Source organism: Pedobacter sp. P26, from assembly GCF_050632135.1.
Taxonomy (GTDB): domain Bacteria; phylum Bacteroidota; class Bacteroidia; order Sphingobacteriales; family Sphingobacteriaceae; genus Pedobacter.
In genome coordinates this window covers 1676098-1696261 of sequence record NZ_CP192574.1, presented here as the reverse complement: position 1 = coordinate 1696261, position 20164 = coordinate 1676098, and the positions used below count along the sequence as shown (strand labels likewise).

Sequence of the window (20164 nt, the reverse complement as noted above, 5' to 3'; positions counted from 1 at the left end):
CTGAAACGCAGTGAAATGGAGAGATCTATCTATCCAGATTTAGCTTCGCTGAGCCTTCGGGTTCTAGACTGCATTGCACCCCGCTCGAAATGACGGTACTTTAAAGTGGGACTAAACAAAAAAGGTGGAAAATTCTGCATCATGCAAAACCTTCCACCTCATTACCTTCAGCCTTCTACCTTATTTCTTATAGTACTGTTGCGCTTCAGGTAAATATTTTTGGATCTGCGCAATACGGGTTGCATCACTTGGGTGAGTACTCAAAAATTCGGCTGGTTTTTGTGCGCCAGCAGATGCAGCTGACATTCTGTTCCAGAAACTGGTCGCATTTTGTGGATTATATCCGGCCATGGCCATAAAAATCAGGCCCAGACGATCGGCTTCCAACTCCTGGTTGCGGCTGAATTTTAACATTGCAACTGGTGTACCAACTCCATATAATGTATTAAAAATAGACTGCGTTTTAGGGTTTTTAGATAAAGCAACTCCCGCTGCTGCGCCAACACCCTGTGCAACCATTTCCTGCGACATACGCTCAGCTGAGTGACCCGCAATGGCATGCGCAATCTCGTGCCCCATTACTGTTGCTAAACCAGCGTCATCCTGAGTAACAGGCAAAATACCCGTATAAACTACAATCTTGCCTCCTGGCATACACCAGGCATTTTTTTCATTGTTCTGTACCACATTAACTTCCCATTGATAATCAGCAATCAGATTACCGTAGTTATTGCTGTTCATATACGATTTTACAGCGGTAATTAACCTGCTTCCAACCGTTTTCACTTTTAAGGCCTGGGCATTCGAAGCGGGTAAAACAGTAGATTTATTTTCTGTTAAAAAGGTACTATAGGCCTGGAATGCCATTGGCAAAACCTGATCGTTACTAACTAAATCAAATCGACTACGGCCTGTTAAAGGGACGGTAGAACATGAGTTAAATAATAATATTCCAGCAACACTTGCTGTTAAAAATAACTTTTTCATAAACGCGATTTTAAATGATTAGTAATACTTATAGGTTATAGGCAAAGCCGATGATTAAACAGTAAGCCTATAAATAAGTTTTAAAGAAATGTGTTTTGTTAATTAATTAGTTTTCTTCCTAAACAAATACACCTTAGATTCCTTGCCCTTCAGCAATCTTTCGAGATTTTTTTGGTGAGTAACTAAGATTAAAATACAAACGACCATACCATAAAGCACTTCAGATTTGATAGATACCTGAAACAAGAAAACCACACTTAGGGGAAAAGTAAATCCCGCGCAAATGGAGCTTAATGAAACATATTTAGTTAACAGTAATACCACCACAAAAACCAGAACGCAAAGCATAGATGCTTCGAAGTTAACTGCCAAAATCATTCCAAAAAGTGTAGCAACACCTTTACCCCCTCTAAAACCGGCAAAAACAGGGAATAAATGTCCCATTACCGCGGTTACTCCCAAGGCGAGCTGGTAATTAACAAAAACAACTGAATTTTGTGGTCCGGTTACCGACATGCCGATCAGATAGGCCAGATTGGTTGCAGTATAGCCTTTTGCAATATCGATGATCATTACTGCAATTCCGGCTTTTTTGCCCAGTACCCTAAAGGTATTGGTTGCGCCAGCATTGCCACTTCCGTATTCTCTTACATCAACCCCATAAAAGGCCTGACCAAGCCATACAGCTGTTGGTATAGATCCGAAAAGGTAAGCAATTAATAAAGCGCTGAGAGAATAAACCGTAACCATAGCCTACAATGATACAAAAAATAAGCTTTTAATTTTATAGCAAATCACTTTAGTATGCTTTTAAACTCATATCCAGGCTTCTCACAGAATGTGTAAGCGCGCCCATCGAAATAAAATCTACTCCACAAGCTGCATATTCAGTAACGTTCTCTTCGGTAATTCCTCCGGAAGCCTCTGTAATAAATTTCCCGTTAATTAATGCAACGGCAGTCCTTAAGTTTTCAAAAGTAAAATTATCAAGCATAATACGGTCTACACCACCAATAGCTAAAACCTGCGATAACTCCTCCAGGTTCCTAACCTCAATTTCGATCTGAAGTGGTTTATCCTGACTGATAAGATATTTTTGCGCAGCAGTAATGGCATTTGAAATCCCCCGGCATAATCTACATGATTATCCTTGATTAAGATCATATCATATAAACCAATGCGGTGATTTACACCTCCACCAATCCTAACTGCCCATTTTTCTAAATAACGCAAGCCAGGAGTAGTTTTACGGGTATCTAAAATCCTGGTTTTAGTCGTTTTTAACAGTGAAACAATACGATGGGTTTTAGTAGCAATGCCACTCATACGCTGCATGCAGTTTAAAACCAATCGTTCTGCAATTAAAATAGAATGCGTACTTCCGGCAACGGTTAAAGCAATATCGCCTACTTTTACAGCTGTACCATCCTGCAATAATACTTCAACTTTCAAGCCAGCATCAACTTCCTTAAAAATCTCGATTGCCAATTCAATTCCCGCTAAAATACCATCTTCTTTGATAATCAGTTTTGCTTTTCCCTGTGTTCCTGGCGGAATTGTTGAAAGTGAAGTATGATCTCCATCACCAACATCTTCGGTAAGGGCATTTTTTATGAATTGATGTATAAGTTGAGTATCCAAAATATAGGTTTTATGCCGCAAAAATAAGAATTATTTATTAGCAGGCAATTTCCTGAAAGGTTAAAGTGATTTGCTAACTTCAGAGGCACTAACCTCCACGACTTACAAAGTTGGCGAGACATAGCGGAGTCAGAACTTCGTAAGTACTGACTGGCCAATTAATCCTTGGCAGGTTCTATCCTTAATTCAGTAATCGAAAAGTTGGTATTGAATTTTTTCATGGTAATAGAAATCCTGAAGGTTTCTTTAGCAGTGCTTAAAATAATTACGCCAAAACGATAATTTGGATTTGTATTAATTTTATGAAAAATACTTGTTTTTACCGGAGGGTGTTTAATAAAAAAATCTCTCAAAATCTGTTCACCCTGTGCTTTTGAGTATACATCTTCCTCATCAACAATGATAAGTTCGATAGTTGAGGCGAAATTTTTAGCAATTTCTTTTGAGTTACCAGCTTTAAAATACGAGGATAAATCATCAATTATATCTGCCTGGATGGCTGTAGGGTAATATAATGACGACAAACTAATAACGAGTAAGAATAAGCTCCGGATCATTTCTGTATTTTATACAGAACCCTATAGCTAAAATTATGCCATTAGCATATCAAAAAAAGGATTTCTTCATTTATATAAGCACCAATAAAGTTATATTTGCCATATAAATAAAACACTAAACATGTTATACATGAAAATGTTTTGATTTTAATCAATAAATTTTACAATAAAAATGGTAAACGATAAAAAACTCGCGCTTATAATTCTAGATGGTTGGGGCTACGGAAAACAAGATAATTCTGATGCTGCTTATGCTGCCAACACTCCTTTTTTCGATTCGTTATTACAGAAGTACCCAAATTCCAGGCTTGAAGCATCAGGTGAAGCAGTAGGCTTGCCAGCCGGACAGATGGGAAACTCAGAAGTTGGACACATGAACTTAGGCGCAGGCAGAGTAGTTTACCAGGAGCTTGGAAGAATCAATAAATCGATTACCGACAGAGAATTGCACCACAACCCGGTTTTGGTAAGTGCATTTGATTATGCAAAGCAGCATAATAAAGCAGTTCACTTCATCGGCCTGGTTTCAAACGGCGGGGTACATGCGCATATTGAACATTTAAAAGCTTTGTGCGATGCCGCAAATGAAGCAAATGTACCAAACACCTTTGTTCATGCTTTTTTAGATGGCCGTGATACGGATCCAAACTCTGGTCTGGGCTTTATTACTGACCTGGAAAACCACATCCAAAACACCAATGCTAAATTGGCAACCATGGTTGGCCGTTATTATGCAATGGACCGCGATAACCGTTGGGAGCGCGTTAAACAAGCTTATGATGTAATGGTAAATGGCATTGGCGAAAAAACCCAGGATGCTTTGGCTGCAATCAAAAAGTCTTATGCCGGTGGCGTAACTGATGAGTTTTTAAAACCAATCGTATTAACGCAGGATAATGGTGCTCCAGTTGCTACGATTCAAAACGATGATGTGGTCATCTGTTTCAATTTCCGTACAGACAGAGGACGTGAGATTACAACAGCATTAACACAGAAAGATTTCCCCGAGCAGCAAATGCATAAACTACCATTGTATTATGTCACCATGACTACCTACGATGAGAGTTTTGAAAAGGTAAATGTAATTTTCACAAAAGATGATTTAACCCAGACAATAGGTGAAGTATTGGCCAATAATAATAAAAACCAGATCCGTATTGCAGAAACTGAAAAATATCCTCATGTAACCTTCTTCTTCTCTGGCGGAAGAGAGGCTGAATTTACCAATGAGAAACGTATTTTAATTCCTTCACCGAAAGTAGCAACTTACGATCTTCAACCTGAAATGAGTGCCGCAGGAATTACCGATGCCATTACCAAAGAAATGGAAACAGGATGGGCTGATTTTATTTGTTTAAACTTTGCCAATCCAGACATGGTTGGACATACAGGTGTTTTTGAGGCCGTAATAAAAGCAGTTGAAACTGCAGATAAATGTGCAGAAATCGTGGTAAACAAAGGTTTGGAGCATGGTTATTCGTTTATCCTTTTAGCCGATCATGGAAACTCAGAATTTATGGTAAATGACGATGGATCTGCCAATACTGCACATACAACCAACCTGGTCCCTTGCATTCTAATTGATAAAGACTATAAAACTATTGCAGATGGTAAATTAGGCGACATTGCCCCTACTATTTTAAAAATATTAGGCGTAGCTATTCCGGCAGAAATGACAGGAAATGTTTTAGTATAATGGTTAAAAAACTTTTTATCCCGGTATTTGCTTTAGCTTTATTTTCATGCAACCAGCGAAAAGAAGCCGAAGCAAATACCAGTTTAAGTTATTTCGATGTTAAGGGTTATTTCGGAAAAGAAATTTCACGCTTGCAGCGTTTAAATCCCGATGTAGATAAAACGGTAAGTATAAACGCTATAGCGGAACATAAAAAAGCCAAAATTACCGATTGGACAAAAGAACTTGCCATTTTTGTTAATGCCGATATTAATAAAACCTCCTGGAAAGGTAGTTTTAAAACTAAAGAACAAGATGGAGTTGATATTTATACTTCCGATAATAAAAAAATCCCTGTTAAAAAGGTTTCTATTACCTGGAAAGGTATGAAAGCAGTTAAGATAGAGATCATTATCGATAATAAAAATATCTTATATCAATCTCAGGATACTTTAACTTATTATCCCGATAGTTTATATGCTATTAAAAAGCATCAAAAAATAAGATTGCTTAATGAAAAAAGATATTCGGTTATCGGAAAGCTTGAATAAAAAATGGGACCCGAATATATTCAGGTCCCATTTTTTTAAAAGGATGTATTTTATTTCAGGCTGGCAATCTGCGCTTTATCGTAGGTTACCCAATCAATAATATCTTTTCTTAATGGCTGCAAGGTTAATACCTTCTGAAAATCAGCAATAGAGTTATTGAATAAAGCTACACAAGCTGCTTTTTCTTCTTTTTTCTTTGCTTTAAAAGATCTGAAAATTGCATAATCTTTGTAAGCCAGGCCCCGGTTCTGAAACATCTGTGCGTCTTCATCACCATTAATTTCAATGGCTTTTGTAAAATCTTTGAGAGATGCCAGATAAAAGTTTTCGCGCATGGTATTTAACGATTCTTTAGGATCGTTAGCTATTTTCAACCTTGCGATACCGCGATAATAATAAGCAGAAACCTCTGTAGGTTTGATGGTTAATAACCGGCTGTAAGTGGCAATACACTTCTCGTATTCGCGATTTTGGAAGTAAGAATATCCGAGCATCTGGAGCACGTTTGCATTATCAGGAGTTTTAGTATCAGCTTTTTCCAATTGCATTGCTGCAGTTTTATAATCACCTTTCATCATAGCCTGCATGCTTCTTTCGTAATTGCTCTGCGCGAAACTACTCGTTGATGTAAAAATAATTAAACCTAAAATCGCCTTTTTAAAATAGTTCATGTATGAGTAATAAGTTAACAAATCTAACGCCTAACCGAATTTATAGGAGAAATTTTTTGCAATATAATCCTATTCTGATAATTTAAAAGTTTTTAATTTTCTTTCATTCAAACCAGGTGCCCTAAACATTAGCTTAAACGCTAAAAAATGCTTTATATGATATTGGCGAAAATATTTATATTTCTCTGCCTTTTTAACATAAGATTAATATTATTTTCACTTTGGCACAAGAGTTGAATTTATTAAGCCAATACCAAAATTAAACAAAGTGAATACGATTAAACTGCCAGTTTGTCGTTAGCAGAAAATGTGATAATGAGTAAACAAGATATATTTGATTTCCATACAGCAATGCCAATCATAAATGAAGATACCGAGTTTTTTCCTTTAATGTCTCAACAAGACGAGGAGGAAATGAACAATGAGGAAACGCCCGAAACGTTGGCCATATTGCCTTTGCGAAACACAGTTTTATTTCCAGGAGTAGTTATTCCTATTACAGTTGGAAGAGATAAATCGATTAAGCTAATTAAGGAAGCTTATAAAGGGAATAAGATTATTGGTGTTGTTTCTCAAAAAGACGTTTCTATTGAAGATCCTACTTTTGAGCAACTTAACACGGTTGGTACTGTTGCCAATATTATTAAGTTGTTGCAGATGCCTGATGGGAATACCACTGTAATTATTCAGGGTAAACAACGTTTCAGTTTAATTGAAGAGGTGCAGAATGAACCTTATATTAAAGCCGTTGTTAAAAAATTCGAAGAACAAAAGCATAAGGGCGATAAGGAGTTTAAAACATTAATCGCTTCTATACGCGAGATGTCTGCACAGATTATCCAGCTTTCACCAAATATTCCAAGCGAAGCCAGTATTGCACTAAAAAACATTGAGAGCAATTCATTTTTGATCAATTTCATTTCATCAAATATGAATGCCGAAATGGCCGATAAGCAAAAAATCCTTGAAATGGATAAATTGCAGGAAAGGGCGCAAAAGGTAATGGAACTATTAATGGTCGAATTGCAGATGCTGGAGCTGAGAAATCAGATCCAATCAAAAGTGCGTACCGATTTAGATAAACAGCAACGCGATTATTTCTTAAATCAACAGCTAAAAACCATCCAGGAAGAACTGGGCGGAAATTCTGCCGATTTAGAATTTGATGCTTTGCAGGAAAGGGCTAAAAGAAAAAATGGACGCAGGCTGTTGCTGATCATTTTGATAAAGAAATAGATAAGTTAGGTAGAATGAATCCTGCTGCGCCTGATTATTCGGTTCAGTTAAACTACTTAGAACTACTATTGGATTTACCCTGGAGCGAATTTACAAAAGATAATTTCGACCTAAAAAGAGCACAGCGCATCTTAGATAAAGATCACTTCGGTTTAGAAAAAGTAAAGCAGCGTATTATCGAATACCTTGCTGTGCTAAAACTAAAACGCAATATGAAAGCACCTATCTTATGTTTGGTTGGCCCTCCGGGAGTTGGTAAAACATCGTTAGGAAAATCGATTGCAAAAGCATTAGGCCGTAAATATGTACGTATGGCTTTAGGCGGTATCCGCGATGAAGCAGAGATCCGTGGGCACCGTAAAACTTATATAGGTGCCATGCCGGGCCGTATTATTTCATCCATTAAAAAAGCCGGAGCAGATAACCCTGTTTTTGTTTTGGATGAGATTGATAAAGTAGGTACTGATCACCGTGGTGATCCATCATCAGCTTTGCTTGAAGTTTTAGACCCTGAACAAAACAACGCATTTTACGACCATTATGTAGAGGTGGATTACGATTTGTCAAACATCTTATTCATTGCCACAGCAAACTCTTTAAGTACGATACAGCCTGCTTTGTTAGACCGTATGGAGATTATTGAGGTGAACGGGTATACGATTGAAGAAAAAATAGAGATTGCAAAAAAATACCTGTTACCAAAACAGAAAGAAAATCATGGTTTGCAGACCAAAGATATTGCCCTTAAACCTACCCTGATTGAAAAAGTAATCGAAGATTATACAAGAGAATCGGGTGTGCGTGGTTTAGAGAAAAAAATAGGTTCGTTAGTACGTGGTGTAGCTACAAAAATCGCCATGGAAGAAACTTATGAGGCAAATTTAACTAATGATGATGTCGAGCGCATTTTAGGTGCCCCGATTTATGACAAAGATTTGTATGAAGGCAATGAAGTTGCAGGCGTGGTAACTGGCTTAGCCTGGACAAGTGTTGGAGGCGATATTCTATTTATCGAATCGAGCTTAAGTCCTGGGAAAGGAAAATTGACCTTAACCGGTAACTTGGGCGATGTAATGAAAGAATCTGCCGTAATTGCTTTGGCTTACCTACGCGCCCATGCAGCTGAATTTGGTATAGACTACACTTTATTTGACAATTGGGATGTTCATGTTCACGTGCCTGCAGGTGCTACACCAAAAGACGGACCATCGGCTGGGGTAACCATGCTTACCGCCTTAACTTCGGCATTTACACAACGTAAGGTAAAACAACACTTAGCTATGACTGGTGAGATTACTTTACGTGGAAAGGTACTTCCTGTTGGTGGAATTAAGGAAAAAATTCTTGCAGCAAAAAGGGCGAACATTAAAGAAATTATCCTTTGCAAAAGCAACCGTAAGGATATTTTAGAGATTAAAGAAAGTTACATTAAAGATTTAACGTTTCACTATGTAACAGAAATGAGCGAAGTAATTGAACTGGCATTAACTAAAAATAAGGTAAAAAAACCAATAGATCTGAGCGTTAAAATTGCTCCGATTGTAAACTAATTGCTAATTCTTTTGGATTAACGATCAAAAATCCAATTACAATAAATACTTTTATAGCCCAGGTAAATTGCCTGGGCTTTTTTATGAGATCATTTTTATTCACCATAGTTTTTTGTTCGGTTGTTTCAACCAGTTTCGCCCAATCCTTTAAAAACGAATTCGGTTTTAAAACTGAAAATGATGCTTATCTGGCTACGTTAAATGACCGATACTATACCAACGGGTTATTTATCTACTTCCGCCATGCCATTAATACTGAAAAGCTGTCAGATAAAATAGAGAAAAAAATCTACGAAATTTCTGCCGGACAAAAAATGTATACGCCCTATTGGGGTCAGGTACCTGATAAAGAAGATCAGGACAGGCCTTTTGCAGGTTATCTTTATGCCGGTGGCGCTTATTCGGTTTTCTACAAAAATGAAAGTGTTTTAAAAACAAGCGTAGAATTGGGAACGGTTGGTCCTAACTCACTCGCTCAAACTGCACAGCGTTTTCTACATAAAACAGTAGGTTTTTATACTCCTGCAGGCTGGGATTACCAAATCAAGAATGAACTTTCTGTAAACCTTGCCACCAACTATAGTAAACTACTTTTTAGACCTGAAGATCCAATTGTGGATATCAGTGCACAGGGTTATGCCAATTTGGGCACCACTTTTTCAGGACTAGGCGCATCTGTTTTATTTAGGGCAGGTAAAATCAATCAATTGTTCAATAGTGCTTACCATAATGCGGTAATTGGAAATTCGAAAACAAAAAGCCTGAACAATTCAGAGTTTTTCTTTTACGTTAAACCGCAGTTAAACTTTGTTGCCTATGATGCCACCATACAGGGAAGCCTTTTCAATAACAATAGTCCGGTAACATTTGGTGTAAAGCCAATCGTTTTTGAACAACAGTTTGGTGTGAATTATAGTTCGAAGCGATTTACAGCTGATTTTAATGTGATTTTTAAAACGAAAGAGGTTAAAAGTGTGGCAAAGGCGCAGAATTATGGTGGTTTGAGTTTATACTACAGATTTGGGAAAAGTTAGGTAATTGTTAATATTGTTTTACTGTTATATATTCATTTTAAGTGGTGTCAGATATTTCTATCTGACACTATTAATCTTAAAATAAGGCATCTGTATTTCTATTGTACATAACAAAAGAATATGAAAAAAATAATCCTTTTTATCATTTCGTTTTTGATAATAGGTGCGGCTATTTACAATTTATATCCCGAACAAAAACTCCCGCTAAATACTGAAATTGATTACATTATTGTAAAAAAATCTGATCGGCAGCTATTGGCTTACGCGAAGCACAAGCTGATTAAAACATACAAAATTTCTTTAGGTGATAATCCCGTGGGCCATAAGGAATTTGAAGGTGACGAAAAAACACCAGAAGGGTTTTATGTCATCAACGCGAAAAACCCAAATAGCGGCTACCATAAAAACCTTGGAGTATCTTATCCAAATAAAGAAGATATTGCCAGAGCTAAAGCCTTGAATAAATTACCTGGTGGCGATATTAAAATACATGGAATTCGAAATAAATTAGGCTTTATTGGCAAGTTTCAACGATTTTGCGATTGGAGAGATGGCTGTATGGCACTAACCGATAACGAAGTAGACGAATTGTTTTATGCTGTAAATATTGGAACTAAAATAGAAATCAGGCCTTAAATTTATTTTGGATTTGAGAGAATAGGTTATACAATAAAGGGCAATTAAATTGCCCTTTATTGTATCTATTTAATTTGTCAGTTTAACCACCTTTGCGGCATAGTACTGATCGAGGTAATCTTTTACTTCAGCTTTTTTAGCTGCATCATCAATAAAGTTATATAGTGGGGCCAAACCATCATCCGAAGCGCCTATAAAAAGTTGCTTTATCCTCTGTAGTAGAAGCAACCCAATTGTTAAGGTTCACAATAACCCTGTTATTTATGGTTTCGGGTTTTAATTTGCTAATATCACCTCCTGTTGAACTATAATAGATCTGGGCAGAAGTATTATCATTTAAATTGCGTAGGATAGGCTCATCCAGGTAGCCGGTAGGCAAGCCAAATGTCCTTTTTAAAGTATAACGTAATCCTTCCATAATAATCGCGCCCCGTCTCTCGTTCTGAGGTGCTTCTGCCTGGTAAACAACGTCAAATTTAGAACCTATTTTTATGTTTGTTAAAACATGTGTTCCATATTTACTAACAAGTTCCTGAGCAGATAATAAAGTAATATCTCTCTTAAAATCTGCTGTTAAAAATTTATTTACCGACTTGTCGTAATAAAACTTATATACCTTCCAGATCATGTAATACGAATAGTGCCCGTAAACATATTTTTTATTAGTAACATCCGTTCCTGGAAATACCTGATTAATGGTATTTCCAAAGAGTTTTAAGCCTTTAGTTGCGTTATATGAATTAGAGAATTTTGTTGATAAATCAACGGCACTTTCAGCCTGAGTAGTCCTCCACGAAGATTGTGTACCTCTTATAAAAACAACGTTATATGTTCTGTCGGCATCATAAGCAGAAATATCGACTACATTGCCTCTTACAGAAGCCAGATCATTAAACTTATCTGTAACATCGTATCCGAACCCTAAAAAATTGAAGGTTGCAGATGGTGGATATAAAGGTTGAGTATCCTGGGTTGCTCCCTTAACCGAATAGGCAATATCAGGGGATAATTTTTCTTCAGGAACAGGATTTGGAATTTCTTCTGGATTTTTCTTGCAGGCAGCAAGTGTAGCCATAAAGGCCAGCGCTAAAATAGTTCTTTTCATTTGGTTATTATTTGTGTGTGCTCACCAATGTCAATTTTGGTGCCACTTACACAACAAATCCTGGTATTTGAATGTGGTTTATCAAAAGGCAAATCAAAACAACTAAAAAGACAGCAGCAGTATAACCATAAGTCATTATAGATCAATCACTTTTCTGTTTTTCTTCTTTTCAGCTGTTGAGGCTTTATTTTTTAGCCGCTTTTCGATAACGCCTTTGGGAATTTTGGTTGGCTTTCTTTTTTCTGAACGGTTAGTGACCGCTTTAATAAATCGATCAGTTTTGCAATGGTTTTCTCTTTGTTTAAAAGCTGGCTTCTATCTTCCTGCGAAACAATATGCAAGAGTCCTTCAGAATCTAAACGGTTTTGAAGTTTTTCCTTTAACAGTATTTTTTCCTCGTCGTTGAAATGCTCAAAGGCATCGATATTAAAAATGATTTCTACCTTACTCGAAACTTTATTTACATTTTGTCCTCCTTTACCCCCACTTCTGGAAGTTTTGAAAGTAACAGACCGTAAAATTTCTTCTCTTGTAGGCAACATGCTGCAAAAGTAAGAATTTAGAAATAATAAAAGCTTATTCGCCTTCTTTGGTCTCGCTTACCTTGCTACGTAAACCTACAATATCCTTATCCAGCTGGTAAATTCCTCCTCTATCACTTCCAACTAACTGAAGTTTTTCTAACATGGTTTTTGCCATTTTTTCTTCTTCCAGTTGTTCATCTAAATACCATTGCAAAAATTTAAAAGTCAGGTAATCTTTTTCGTTCAACGAAAGTTCTACCAGATCGTTAATGCTTTTTGAAACCAACAGCTCGTTATCCAGGAAATCCTGAAATACCTCTATTACCTGCGAGAAAGAATTTTTGGGCATTTCAAGGGCAGTAATTACTGCATGCCCGTCCCGATCATTAATATAATGGATTAATTTAAGCATGTGATGACGCTCTTCATCACTTTGGCGATAGAAAAACTCGGTATATCCTTCTAAACCTGGCTGTGTTTCCAGCCACGAGGCAATGCCCAGATAAACTTGTGATGATTCGGCTTCCAGTTTAACCTGGTTATTCAGCGCCTCCAACATTCTTTCTGATAGTAACATAAATTTTCTATTTATTTTTCAAATTAAACACATCCGGCGAATCAATGTTTTAGTTGTACCTTGTTTATAATCTATCTTAAAAAAATTCAGCATTCTGTTTCTATTTTTTACCTTTGCTACGATGAAGAAAAACCTGGTAATAGCAATAGATGGCTATTCATCTTGCGGAAAAAGTACATTAGCGAAAGCACTGGCAAAAAAATTAGGTTTCATTTATGTAGATAGCGGGGCGATGTATCGTGCCGTAACCCTATATTTTTTAAGAAATAATGTTGATATTGCTGATGATGCTAAAGTTATTGATGCTTTACAGCACATTGAACTGAATTTCCACTCCCGCGATTACGAATCGCACATTACCCTTAATGGTGAAGAAGTTTCTGACGAGATCCGTTTAATGCCCGTTTCAGAAAATGTAAGCGAGGTTTCGGCACATAAAATTGTACGCCATGAAATGGTAAAACAACAGCAGCGTATGGGCAAATCGAAAAATATTGTAATGGACGGCCGTGATATCGGCACGACCGTTTTTCCTGATGCACCGGTAAAATTCTTTATGACAGCTGATCCAAAAATCAGGGCCGAACGCAGGTTTAAGGAACTGGAAAGCAAAGGCAATAACGAAACTACGTTAGAAGAAGTTTTTGAAAATCTTGCCCACCGTGATTATGCGGATACCACCCGTAAGGAAAGTCCGTTGGTGAGGGCTGATGATGCCATTATTTTAGATAATACCGATCTTACACAGGAAGAACAATTGGATTTTGCGATGGAGAAAGTTAATCCGTTTTTGGTTCACTAGTCAGTAGTTCATTTGTTCACTGGTCATTAGTTCATTAGTCCATTTTTTAGTAGTTGATGGCCATATTGATTACTACGAAGCGACGAAAAATATTACAAAAGTTTGGTTAATTGTTTAAATCGGTTAACTGATATCTATCGCTGCATCCCAAATGCATAGTTTAGTTAATCTTCTTAAGACCAAGGGATTTTAGACTAATAGATTTCTCCATTCCGCGGTGCTCCACCAGTCGAAAGGACGTGTCGCTAAGGTTAATTATTTAAATCGGTTAACTGACACCCAAATTATGAGTCACCAAGCTATTAACTGTGAAATATCTAACTACTGGCCCTTCGACTCCGCTCAGGGTGACACTCCGAGGGGAGAATAGATTTTTCAATCTAGTTGAGTCCATTAGCTACCAGACTATGAACCATCTAATCATCGACCCTATATTCTATTCACTCCAAACCCCAAACGCTCAACTCCAAACTGATCGGCTATCAAACTATCAACCATCAGACTATTGACCTTTGACTTCAGAAAAAAATTCATATTTTTAGCACATAACCCAAATGTTGCTATGAAATTAAAATCAATTTACCTTACTGTATTATTTCTATCCATCTTTATTTTAAATGTAAATGCCCAAAAAGGCTGGATCAACCTCTTTAATGGGAAAGATTTAAAAGACTGGAACATTAAAATTGCAAAACACGACTATAAAGAAAATTATGCCAATACATTTCGGGTAGAAAATGGTGTAATGAAAGTAAGTTATGATGGATATAATGAATTTGACCAGCAATATGGCCATATCTTCTATAAAAAACCTTTTTCTGCCTATCTTTTAAAAGTAACCTATCGTTTTATAGGCGAACAGGCTAAAGGTGGCGAAGGCTGGGCAACCCGAAACAGTGGTGCCATGTTACATTGCCAGGATCCGGCAACGATGTTAAAAAACCAGGATTTTCCGATTTCTATCGAAGGACAGATTTTAGGTGGAGATGGAGAACACGAACGCCATACCAGCAATGTGTGTACACCTGGAACATTGATAAATTATAACGGTAAATTGTTTACACCACACTGTTTAGATTCTAAATCGAAAACCTATGCAGGCGACCAATGGGTAACCGCAGAATTTTTAGTCTTAGGTGATTCTGTTATCAAACACATTATAGCAGGCGAAGTGGTTTTAGAATACACCAAACCTCAAATTGGTGGCGGCAACGTCTCTAACTTCGACCCAAAGGTTAAAACAGATGGTAAAGCATTAACATCAGGTTATATATCCTTACAAAGCGAAAGCCATCCAATAGAATTTAAAACAGTAAAACTTTATGATTTAGAAGCCTACATGAAAAATAAGGCAAAACTGGATAAAGTATTGGCTAAAATATTAAAAGAGTAAACCATAATCCAAATCATTTGTTAAATAGTGATGTAAACTTTAAAGCTAAATTTATACGATGCTCCACGTCTGCCTGTTTAAACGCTTTACCCTTCTTTTCTTTTTATTTGTTACCCATGTTGCAATTGCGCAGAAAGCTTATCAGATAAAAGACATCCCCGATCCTAAAAATAATGGCGGTGGTTATGTAAGTGACCCTGATAAAATTTTGGGTATCAATGCGGTTTCGCAACTCAATAGTACCATTGCCGATTTCGAGAGTAAAACCAATGTGCAAGTGGCAGTGGTGGTGGTTAACGATTTCGATCATGATAAAGAGGATTTCGACTTTGCTTATGAGCTCTTCAATACCTGGGGAATAGGCTCAAAAACCAGCAACAATGGTTTGTTGTTATTTATTTCGAAGGAGCGCCGTAAATACAGGTTTATTACAGGTACAGGTGCCGAAGGTGTTTTACCTGATGTAAAGCTTAAACATATTGCTGAACAGCAGCTTATACCGGCTTTTAGAGAAAATGATTTTGCCACCGGAATTACCAATACCATTAATGCCATTGGCGAGATTATCTTAAAACCTGAGCATAAATCGGAGCTCAACCAATTGTTCACTCAGCAGGATAGCAATAATGATTTAGAAAATTTCTTACTACCTACCGGGATAATCATCCTGCTTTTTTGGGGTGCATTCAAAATTGTGAACCGGCAGGCTAAAAATGCTACAAAAGATAAATCCAGGTCAGGTGGAGACCAATATGAAAAGATTGGAAAAGGCTGTGCGGTGGCGATGATGATCACTTTTGTAACCGGCTTTATATTCTTCTTTTTGGTGGAATGGATCTGGTTGAAAAAATAAGATCAAAAGATGTTCCGTTTATTCTGTATGCTATTTTGGCTCTTGTACTTTTCGGCAGGTACCTTTTCCACATTTCAGCATTGCGGAAAATACACAATGACGATAAAAACTTTTTTAATTCGGTAAGTAGTTTTCATAAAAAGAATTTTTGGCTGATCATTTTTTCTCCCCTTATTTTAATCAACATGATCATCTATTTATTTAAAAGGGTTAAAAACATTAACCGCTTTAAAGCAGTACTTGATAGTAAGGGCCAGGAAATGGTACGTTTGGATAGGGATATCAATATTGAAGGCGAACCTTTTTTAACAAGGGGCCAACGCAAAGAAGAGATAGTAAAAGCTTATGATTACGATATTTGGGAAAGTGCCGACCATAAAGAACATATCATTAAGGCATGGCCTGCAGAAAAATACAATCGCTATACCGAATGCCCTGAATGTACTTTTAGAACTTATAAACTAAATAAACGCATAACCACAAGAGCGGCAACCTACAGCCATGAAGGCCAGGCAAAATTGATAAACGAATGTAGTTTTTGTAAAAAAACAGAATTTATTAAATGGATTACATTAGCCATGTTGGTTGAATCGAGCTCCTCTTCCGGTTCGTCTTCGGGAAGCAGTAGTTCTTCCTCTTCATCGAGCAGCAGCAGCTGGGGTGGTGGCAGCAGCAGTGGTGGCGGTACGGGAGGCAGCTGGTAGTACATTAACCTCCATAAAGACGATTTTTTTTTAAGAACAAGCTCCTTTTTTCAATCTTATCCCCTCCTATTAAAAGTATTTTCTAATTTTGAAACACTTAGCACGGTGTTTGCTTATAGCGTGTTTGCGATTACCTATTAAAACTGTTCGCAGAATCTTATACTTATGACTAGAATTTTCTTCCTCCTCATCGCTCTTTCTATTTTTGCTAACCGTTTAAATGCACAAGAATTGTATCGTGTTAAGGCCGACAAATTGCGTGTAAGGGAAAGCAGCGATCCGAAAAGTAAGGTGATTGGAAATATTGGTCAAAACGAAAGCATTACGGTTTTGGATGCCAACAATGCGAAGTTTTACAAAGTAAAGTTTAAAAACCGCGAGGGCTGGGTAAGCAAGGATTTCGTCGAAAAAATTGCACCCGCGGCAAAACCAACTACTCCTCAAGCAACTACTGCACAAACCGATGCCACCCCTCAAAAGTCAGCAAGCGCCGACATGTATCGCGTAACTGCCGACGACTTAAGGGTTAGGCAACAAGCTGATCCGAAAAGCAAAATTGTAGGATATCTGCCTAAAAATGAAAATGTGGCCGTAATTGATTCATCTAATACAAGTTTCTATAAAATTAAAGTTACCAATGGTGAAGGATGGGTGAGTAAAGAATTTTTGGTCAGGGTTTCTCCTGTAAAAGCTACAGTAGAAAAAACCAGCATAGCCGCATCAGTACCTCAAATAAAAAAAGATTACACCAACATTATCTTTTTTGTAGTTGTGGCCTTAATACTCATCACTATACTATACTTTTCTATTAAATACGCCAGTGGCAACAAATTTTTGATCGGTTTTTCGGCAATTGTGATTCTGGTAACCGGGTATTTCTGTTATATTACTTTCATTCAGCCAAAAGTAGTAACAGGTACCTTTGCAAGCAATGAAGACATTCAGTACAAATCTTTCAATTTCAAATCGAAAGATTCCGTAACCGTTGCCGATGCCTATACTGATTCTATTTTTACCTCGAAATACGTTATTGAAGGTGACATGATCAAACTTTACGATCAGCAAAATACAATTATGCTACTAATCAGAGATGATAAAACGTTAATTGGCGAGGGTTTTACAAGAGGGACGTTTACAAAGAAATAAATCCGGGATCATCAAACGTTCCTACGGAACGAAAAAAATGCACATTTTTTTCTACCGATGATTCGTCCTGCTGGGACGAGTCATAAACCAAGGCGGCAAATTTTAAATACGGTTCGTCCCATCGGGGACGATTTATGGGTAGTAAATAACAAAATGTTATTTGCGTAACGTTCTGTAGGAACGTTTGGTGTTTGGTGGGAAGTTATGCACAGCCCCTTATTTTTAAACCTGATAGAGCGGACTAGCCCGGAGCGTAGCGAGGACTATAAGCGATAGCAGGACTGCTGTTTCAGAAGCATTACTGAACGCTCATTTTCAAATATTAACAAATAAAACCTACGCTATTCCTAAATTTAGCTTGATAGATGCTGAAATAAATTCAGCATGACGCACAAGCTAATTCTTAATACACTAAAAATCAGCAACATTTATTAAAAAAATCTTTTCTATTAATTAAAAAATTTTTACCTTTGCAGTCCCTAAATAGGGAAAAAAGGAGATAATTAATTAATGGCTAAAAAACAAGTAGCAGAAAAAGAATTAGCAGCTAAAACAGCTGAACTTCAGGGAGAAGGCGGACGCCTGACTGAAAAAGAAACTATTGAATCAGAAGCTGATTCAGTTTCGATCGAATCGATCAAATCATCATTAGCTACACCAACCGAGGATTTCGATTGGGATGCAGATGAAAAAGTTTTCGGTAATTACAATGATGCAGACCGTAAAAAGTTTGAAGATATGTATGCCGGAACATTCAATCAGATCACTAAAGGTGAAATCATCAGCGGTATCGTTGTTTCAATCAACAACAAAGATGTAGTATTAAACGTAGGTTTCAAATCAGACGGTTTAGTTTCTACTTCTGAATTCCGTGATACACCGGATCTTAAAATCGGCGATTCAGTTGACGTTTTCGTTGAAGCACCAGAAGATGCTAACGGTCAATTGATCCTTTCCCGCAAAAGAGCAAAAACCCAAAGATCATGGGAAGCGATTAACGAGGCTCTTGAAAATGATAGAATCATCAACGGTTTCGTTAAGAGCCGTACTAAAGGTGGTTTAATTGTTGACATCATGGGCGTTGAAGCTTTCTTACCAGGATCTCAAATTGATATTAAACCTATCCGCGATTACGATGTATACGTGGGTAAAACAATGGAATTCAAAGTTGTTAAAATTAACCATGAGTTTAAAAACGTAGTAGTTTCTCATAAAGTGTTAATTGAAGACGATTTAGAAAGCCAAAAAGTAGAGATCGTTTCTAAATTAGAAAAAGGTCAGGTATTGGAAGGTACTGTTAAAAACATTACTGATTTCGGTGTATTCATCGATTTAGGTGGTGTTGATGGTTTACTTCACATTACTGATATTTCTTGGGGCCGCATAGAGCATCCAAAAGAAGTATTGTCATTAGATGAAAAAATCAACGTGGTTGTTTTAGATTTCGATGATGAGAAAAAACGTATCGCTTTAGGCTTAAAACAATTAACTCCACACCCTTGGGAAAACTTAAGTACTGACATCCAGGTTGGTTCTAAAGTAAAAGGAAAAATCGTAACTGTTGCAGATTACGGTGCTTTCTTAGAAATCATCCCAGGTGTTGAAGGTTTAATCCACGTTTCTGAAATGAGCTGGTCACAAAACTTAAGAAATCCACAAGAGTTCTTAAAAGTTGGTGATGAGATCGAAGCTGAAGTTTTAACTTTAGACAGAGACGAGCGCAAAATGAGCTTAGGTATTAAACAATTATCTAACGATCCATGGCAAGAAGTTGCTGCTAAATTCCCAGTTGGAAGCAAGCACCAGGCAACAGTTAAAAACATGACTAACTTCGGTGTATTTGTTGAAATCGAAGAAGGTATTGATGGATTAATCCACATCTCTGACTTATCTTGGTCTAAAAAAGTAAACCACCCTAACGAATTCACTAAAGTTGGTGACGTATTAGACGTAGTTGTTTTAGAATTAGATGTTGATAACCGCAAATTAAGCTTAGGTCACAAACAATTAGAAGAAAACCCTTGGGATACTTTCGAAACGATCTTTACTTTAGATTCGGTTCACCAGGGTACTGTTGTTAAAGTAACTGATAAAGGTGCTGTTATTGCTTTACCTTATGGTGTAGAAGGTTTCGTACCAACTAAACACATGGTTAAAGAAGATGGTACTTCAGTTAAAGCTGAAGAAACCAATGACTTCAAAATCATTGAATTCAACAAAGAAGCAAAACGTATCGTAGTATCTCACGCCCGTATCTGGGAAGAGGTTAAAGCTGAAGCTGTAGCAGAAGAAAGAAATGCTAAGAAAAAAGAAGCTAAAGCTGCTGTAACTGCGGTTAAAAAAGTTAAAGATTCTGTAGAGAAATCTACTTTAGGAGACTTAGACGTATTGGCTCAATTGAAATCGCAATTAGAAGGCGAAGAAAGCAAAGCTAAAAAAGGCTAGTTCTTTTTAACTGAATATATTAATCCCGATAGCGAAAGTTATCGGGATTTTTTTGCGCCATTTTTTGCCACGGAAAC

Annotated in this window: 17 protein-coding genes and 2 pseudogenes; 11 read left to right on the top strand and 8 right to left on the bottom strand. The window is 37.1% G+C overall.

What is annotated here, in order from left to right; genetic code table 11:
* Positions 1–180: 180 nt before the first annotated feature.
* The 4 genes and pseudogenes from ACQ86H_RS07905 to ACQ86H_RS07890 all read right to left on the bottom strand — a co-directional run bounded on the left by ACQ86H_RS07905 (position 181) and on the right by ACQ86H_RS07890 (position 3185).
* Positions 181–987 (bottom strand): M48 family metallopeptidase, encoded by an 807-nt coding sequence (locus tag ACQ86H_RS07905; RefSeq protein WP_132395303.1) that lies wholly within the window; start codon positions 985–987, stop codon positions 181–183.
* A gap of 102 nt (positions 988–1089) precedes the next feature.
* A complete protein-coding gene (plsY, locus tag ACQ86H_RS07900) occupies positions 1090–1737 on the bottom strand; it encodes a glycerol-3-phosphate 1-O-acyltransferase PlsY (RefSeq protein WP_029279402.1) in 648 nt (215 codons plus the stop codon).
* A 49-nt stretch (positions 1738–1786) separates the two neighbouring features.
* Positions 1787–2628: pseudogene (gene nadC, locus ACQ86H_RS07895) on the bottom strand (carboxylating nicotinate-nucleotide diphosphorylase).
* Positions 2629–2786: 158 nt separating this feature from the next.
* Complete coding sequence (locus tag ACQ86H_RS07890) at positions 2787–3185, bottom strand: DUF4783 domain-containing protein (RefSeq protein ID WP_138817964.1); 399 nt, start codon at positions 3183–3185, stop codon at positions 2787–2789.
* A 172-nt stretch (positions 3186–3357) separates the two neighbouring features.
* Between ACQ86H_RS07890 and gpmI the strand changes: the two genes are divergently transcribed.
* Together gpmI and ACQ86H_RS07880 are read left to right on the top strand one after the other, a co-directional pair.
* Complete coding sequence (gene gpmI / locus ACQ86H_RS07885) at positions 3358–4881, top strand: 2,3-bisphosphoglycerate-independent phosphoglycerate mutase (RefSeq protein ID WP_431294373.1); 1524 nt, start codon at positions 3358–3360, stop codon at positions 4879–4881.
* A complete protein-coding gene (locus ACQ86H_RS07880) occupies positions 4881–5411 on the top strand; it encodes a hypothetical protein (protein WP_138817966.1) in 531 nt (176 codons plus the stop codon). The genes gpmI and ACQ86H_RS07880 overlap by 1 nt, the downstream gene beginning before the upstream one ends.
* Positions 5412–5461: 50 nt before the next feature.
* On the opposite strand, the gene ACQ86H_RS07875 is transcribed toward ACQ86H_RS07880, so the two are convergent.
* On the bottom strand, positions 5462–6082 hold the full coding sequence (locus ACQ86H_RS07875) for a tetratricopeptide repeat protein (RefSeq protein ID WP_138817967.1): 621 nt from the start codon (positions 6080–6082) through the stop codon (positions 5462–5464).
* Between the two features lie 315 nt (positions 6083–6397).
* On the opposite strand from ACQ86H_RS07875, the pseudogene lon reads away from it, so the two are divergent.
* The 3 genes and pseudogenes from lon (at position 6398) to ACQ86H_RS07860 (ending at position 10538) form a co-directional block, all read left to right on the top strand.
* Positions 6398–8868 (top strand): annotated as a pseudogene (lon, locus tag ACQ86H_RS07870) (endopeptidase La).
* An 83-nt stretch (positions 8869–8951) separates the two neighbouring features.
* Positions 8952–9902: a lipid A deacylase LpxR family protein gene (locus ACQ86H_RS07865; protein WP_431294372.1), complete on the top strand. Its 951-nt coding sequence runs from the start codon at positions 8952–8954 to the stop codon at positions 9900–9902.
* Positions 9903–10022: 120 nt separating this feature from the next.
* Positions 10023–10538, top strand: a complete 516-nt coding sequence (locus ACQ86H_RS07860; protein ID WP_431294371.1) for a L,D-transpeptidase family protein — start codon at positions 10023–10025, stop codon at positions 10536–10538.
* Between the two features lie 178 nt (positions 10539–10716).
* Here the strand turns inward: ACQ86H_RS07860 and ACQ86H_RS07855 are convergent, their stop codons facing one another.
* The 3 genes from ACQ86H_RS07855 to ACQ86H_RS07845 form a co-directional block, all read right to left on the bottom strand.
* Complete coding sequence (locus tag ACQ86H_RS07855; protein ID WP_431294370.1) at positions 10717–11643, bottom strand: MAC/perforin domain-containing protein; 927 nt, start codon at positions 11641–11643, stop codon at positions 10717–10719.
* A 191-nt stretch (positions 11644–11834) separates the two neighbouring features.
* Positions 11835–12185: a peptide chain release factor-like protein gene (locus ACQ86H_RS07850; RefSeq protein ID WP_431294369.1), complete on the bottom strand. Its 351-nt coding sequence runs from the start codon at positions 12183–12185 to the stop codon at positions 11835–11837.
* Positions 12186–12219: 34 nt separating this feature from the next.
* Positions 12220–12744 (bottom strand): ferritin, encoded by a 525-nt coding sequence (locus ACQ86H_RS07845; RefSeq protein WP_431294368.1) that lies wholly within the window; start codon positions 12742–12744, stop codon positions 12220–12222.
* A gap of 121 nt (positions 12745–12865) precedes the next feature.
* Between ACQ86H_RS07845 and cmk the strand changes: the two genes are divergently transcribed.
* The 6 genes from cmk to rpsA all read left to right on the top strand — a co-directional run bounded on the left by cmk (position 12866) and on the right by rpsA (position 20087).
* Entirely contained in the window at positions 12866–13546 is a 681-nt protein-coding gene (gene cmk, locus ACQ86H_RS07840; RefSeq protein ID WP_431294367.1) for a (d)CMP kinase, read from the top strand.
* A gap of 562 nt (positions 13547–14108) precedes the next feature.
* The gene (locus tag ACQ86H_RS07835; protein ID WP_431294366.1) at positions 14109–14939 is read left to right on the top strand and encodes a 3-keto-disaccharide hydrolase; all 831 of its coding nucleotides are present in this window, start codon (positions 14109–14111) and stop codon (positions 14937–14939) included.
* Positions 14940–14997: 58 nt separating this feature from the next.
* Positions 14998–15792, top strand: coding sequence for a TPM domain-containing protein (locus ACQ86H_RS07830; RefSeq protein WP_431294365.1), 795 nt, complete (start codon positions 14998–15000; stop codon positions 15790–15792).
* Positions 15793–15977: 185 nt separating this feature from the next.
* Positions 15978–16496: a hypothetical protein gene (locus tag ACQ86H_RS07825; protein WP_431294364.1), complete on the top strand. Its 519-nt coding sequence runs from the start codon at positions 15978–15980 to the stop codon at positions 16494–16496.
* Between the two features lie 165 nt (positions 16497–16661).
* Positions 16662–17642 carry an SH3 domain-containing protein gene (locus tag ACQ86H_RS07820; protein WP_431294363.1) on the top strand — a complete coding sequence of 327 codons (981 nt, stop codon included), beginning with the start codon at positions 16662–16664 and terminating at the stop codon, positions 17640–17642.
* Between the two features lie 510 nt (positions 17643–18152).
* Entirely contained in the window at positions 18153–20087 is a 1935-nt protein-coding gene (gene rpsA / locus ACQ86H_RS07815; RefSeq protein ID WP_121287220.1) for a 30S ribosomal protein S1, read from the top strand.
* Positions 20088–20164 lie beyond the last annotated feature (77 nt).

Coding starts and splice junctions, on each gene's coding strand:
- ACQ86H_RS07905 (WP_132395303.1), bottom strand. CDS start 987: ATGAAAAAGTTATTTTTAACAGCAAGTGTTGCTGGAATATTATTATTT.
- plsY (WP_029279402.1), bottom strand. CDS start 1,737: ATGGTTACGGTTTATTCTCTCAGCGCTTTATTAATTGCTTACCTTTTC.
- ACQ86H_RS07890 (WP_138817964.1), bottom strand. CDS start 3,185: ATGATCCGGAGCTTATTCTTACTCGTTATTAGTTTGTCGTCATTATAT.
- gpmI (WP_431294373.1), top strand. CDS start 3,358: ATGGTAAACGATAAAAAACTCGCGCTTATAATTCTAGATGGTTGGGGC.
- ACQ86H_RS07880 (WP_138817966.1), top strand. CDS start 4,881: ATGGTTAAAAAACTTTTTATCCCGGTATTTGCTTTAGCTTTATTTTCA.
- ACQ86H_RS07875 (WP_138817967.1), bottom strand. CDS start 6,082: ATGAACTATTTTAAAAAGGCGATTTTAGGTTTAATTATTTTTACATCA.
- ACQ86H_RS07865 (WP_431294372.1), top strand. CDS start 8,952: ATGAGATCATTTTTATTCACCATAGTTTTTTGTTCGGTTGTTTCAACC.
- ACQ86H_RS07860 (WP_431294371.1), top strand. CDS start 10,023: ATGAAAAAAATAATCCTTTTTATCATTTCGTTTTTGATAATAGGTGCG.
- ACQ86H_RS07855 (WP_431294370.1), bottom strand. CDS start 11,643: ATGAAAAGAACTATTTTAGCGCTGGCCTTTATGGCTACACTTGCTGCC.
- ACQ86H_RS07850 (WP_431294369.1), bottom strand. CDS start 12,185: ATGTTGCCTACAAGAGAAGAAATTTTACGGTCTGTTACTTTCAAAACT.
- ACQ86H_RS07845 (WP_431294368.1), bottom strand. CDS start 12,744: ATGTTACTATCAGAAAGAATGTTGGAGGCGCTGAATAACCAGGTTAAA.
- cmk (WP_431294367.1), top strand. CDS start 12,866: ATGAAGAAAAACCTGGTAATAGCAATAGATGGCTATTCATCTTGCGGA.
- ACQ86H_RS07835 (WP_431294366.1), top strand. CDS start 14,109: ATGAAATTAAAATCAATTTACCTTACTGTATTATTTCTATCCATCTTT.
- ACQ86H_RS07830 (WP_431294365.1), top strand. CDS start 14,998: ATGCTCCACGTCTGCCTGTTTAAACGCTTTACCCTTCTTTTCTTTTTA.
- ACQ86H_RS07825 (WP_431294364.1), top strand. CDS start 15,978: ATGATCATCTATTTATTTAAAAGGGTTAAAAACATTAACCGCTTTAAA.
- ACQ86H_RS07820 (WP_431294363.1), top strand. CDS start 16,662: ATGACTAGAATTTTCTTCCTCCTCATCGCTCTTTCTATTTTTGCTAAC.
- rpsA (WP_121287220.1), top strand. CDS start 18,153: ATGGCTAAAAAACAAGTAGCAGAAAAAGAATTAGCAGCTAAAACAGCT.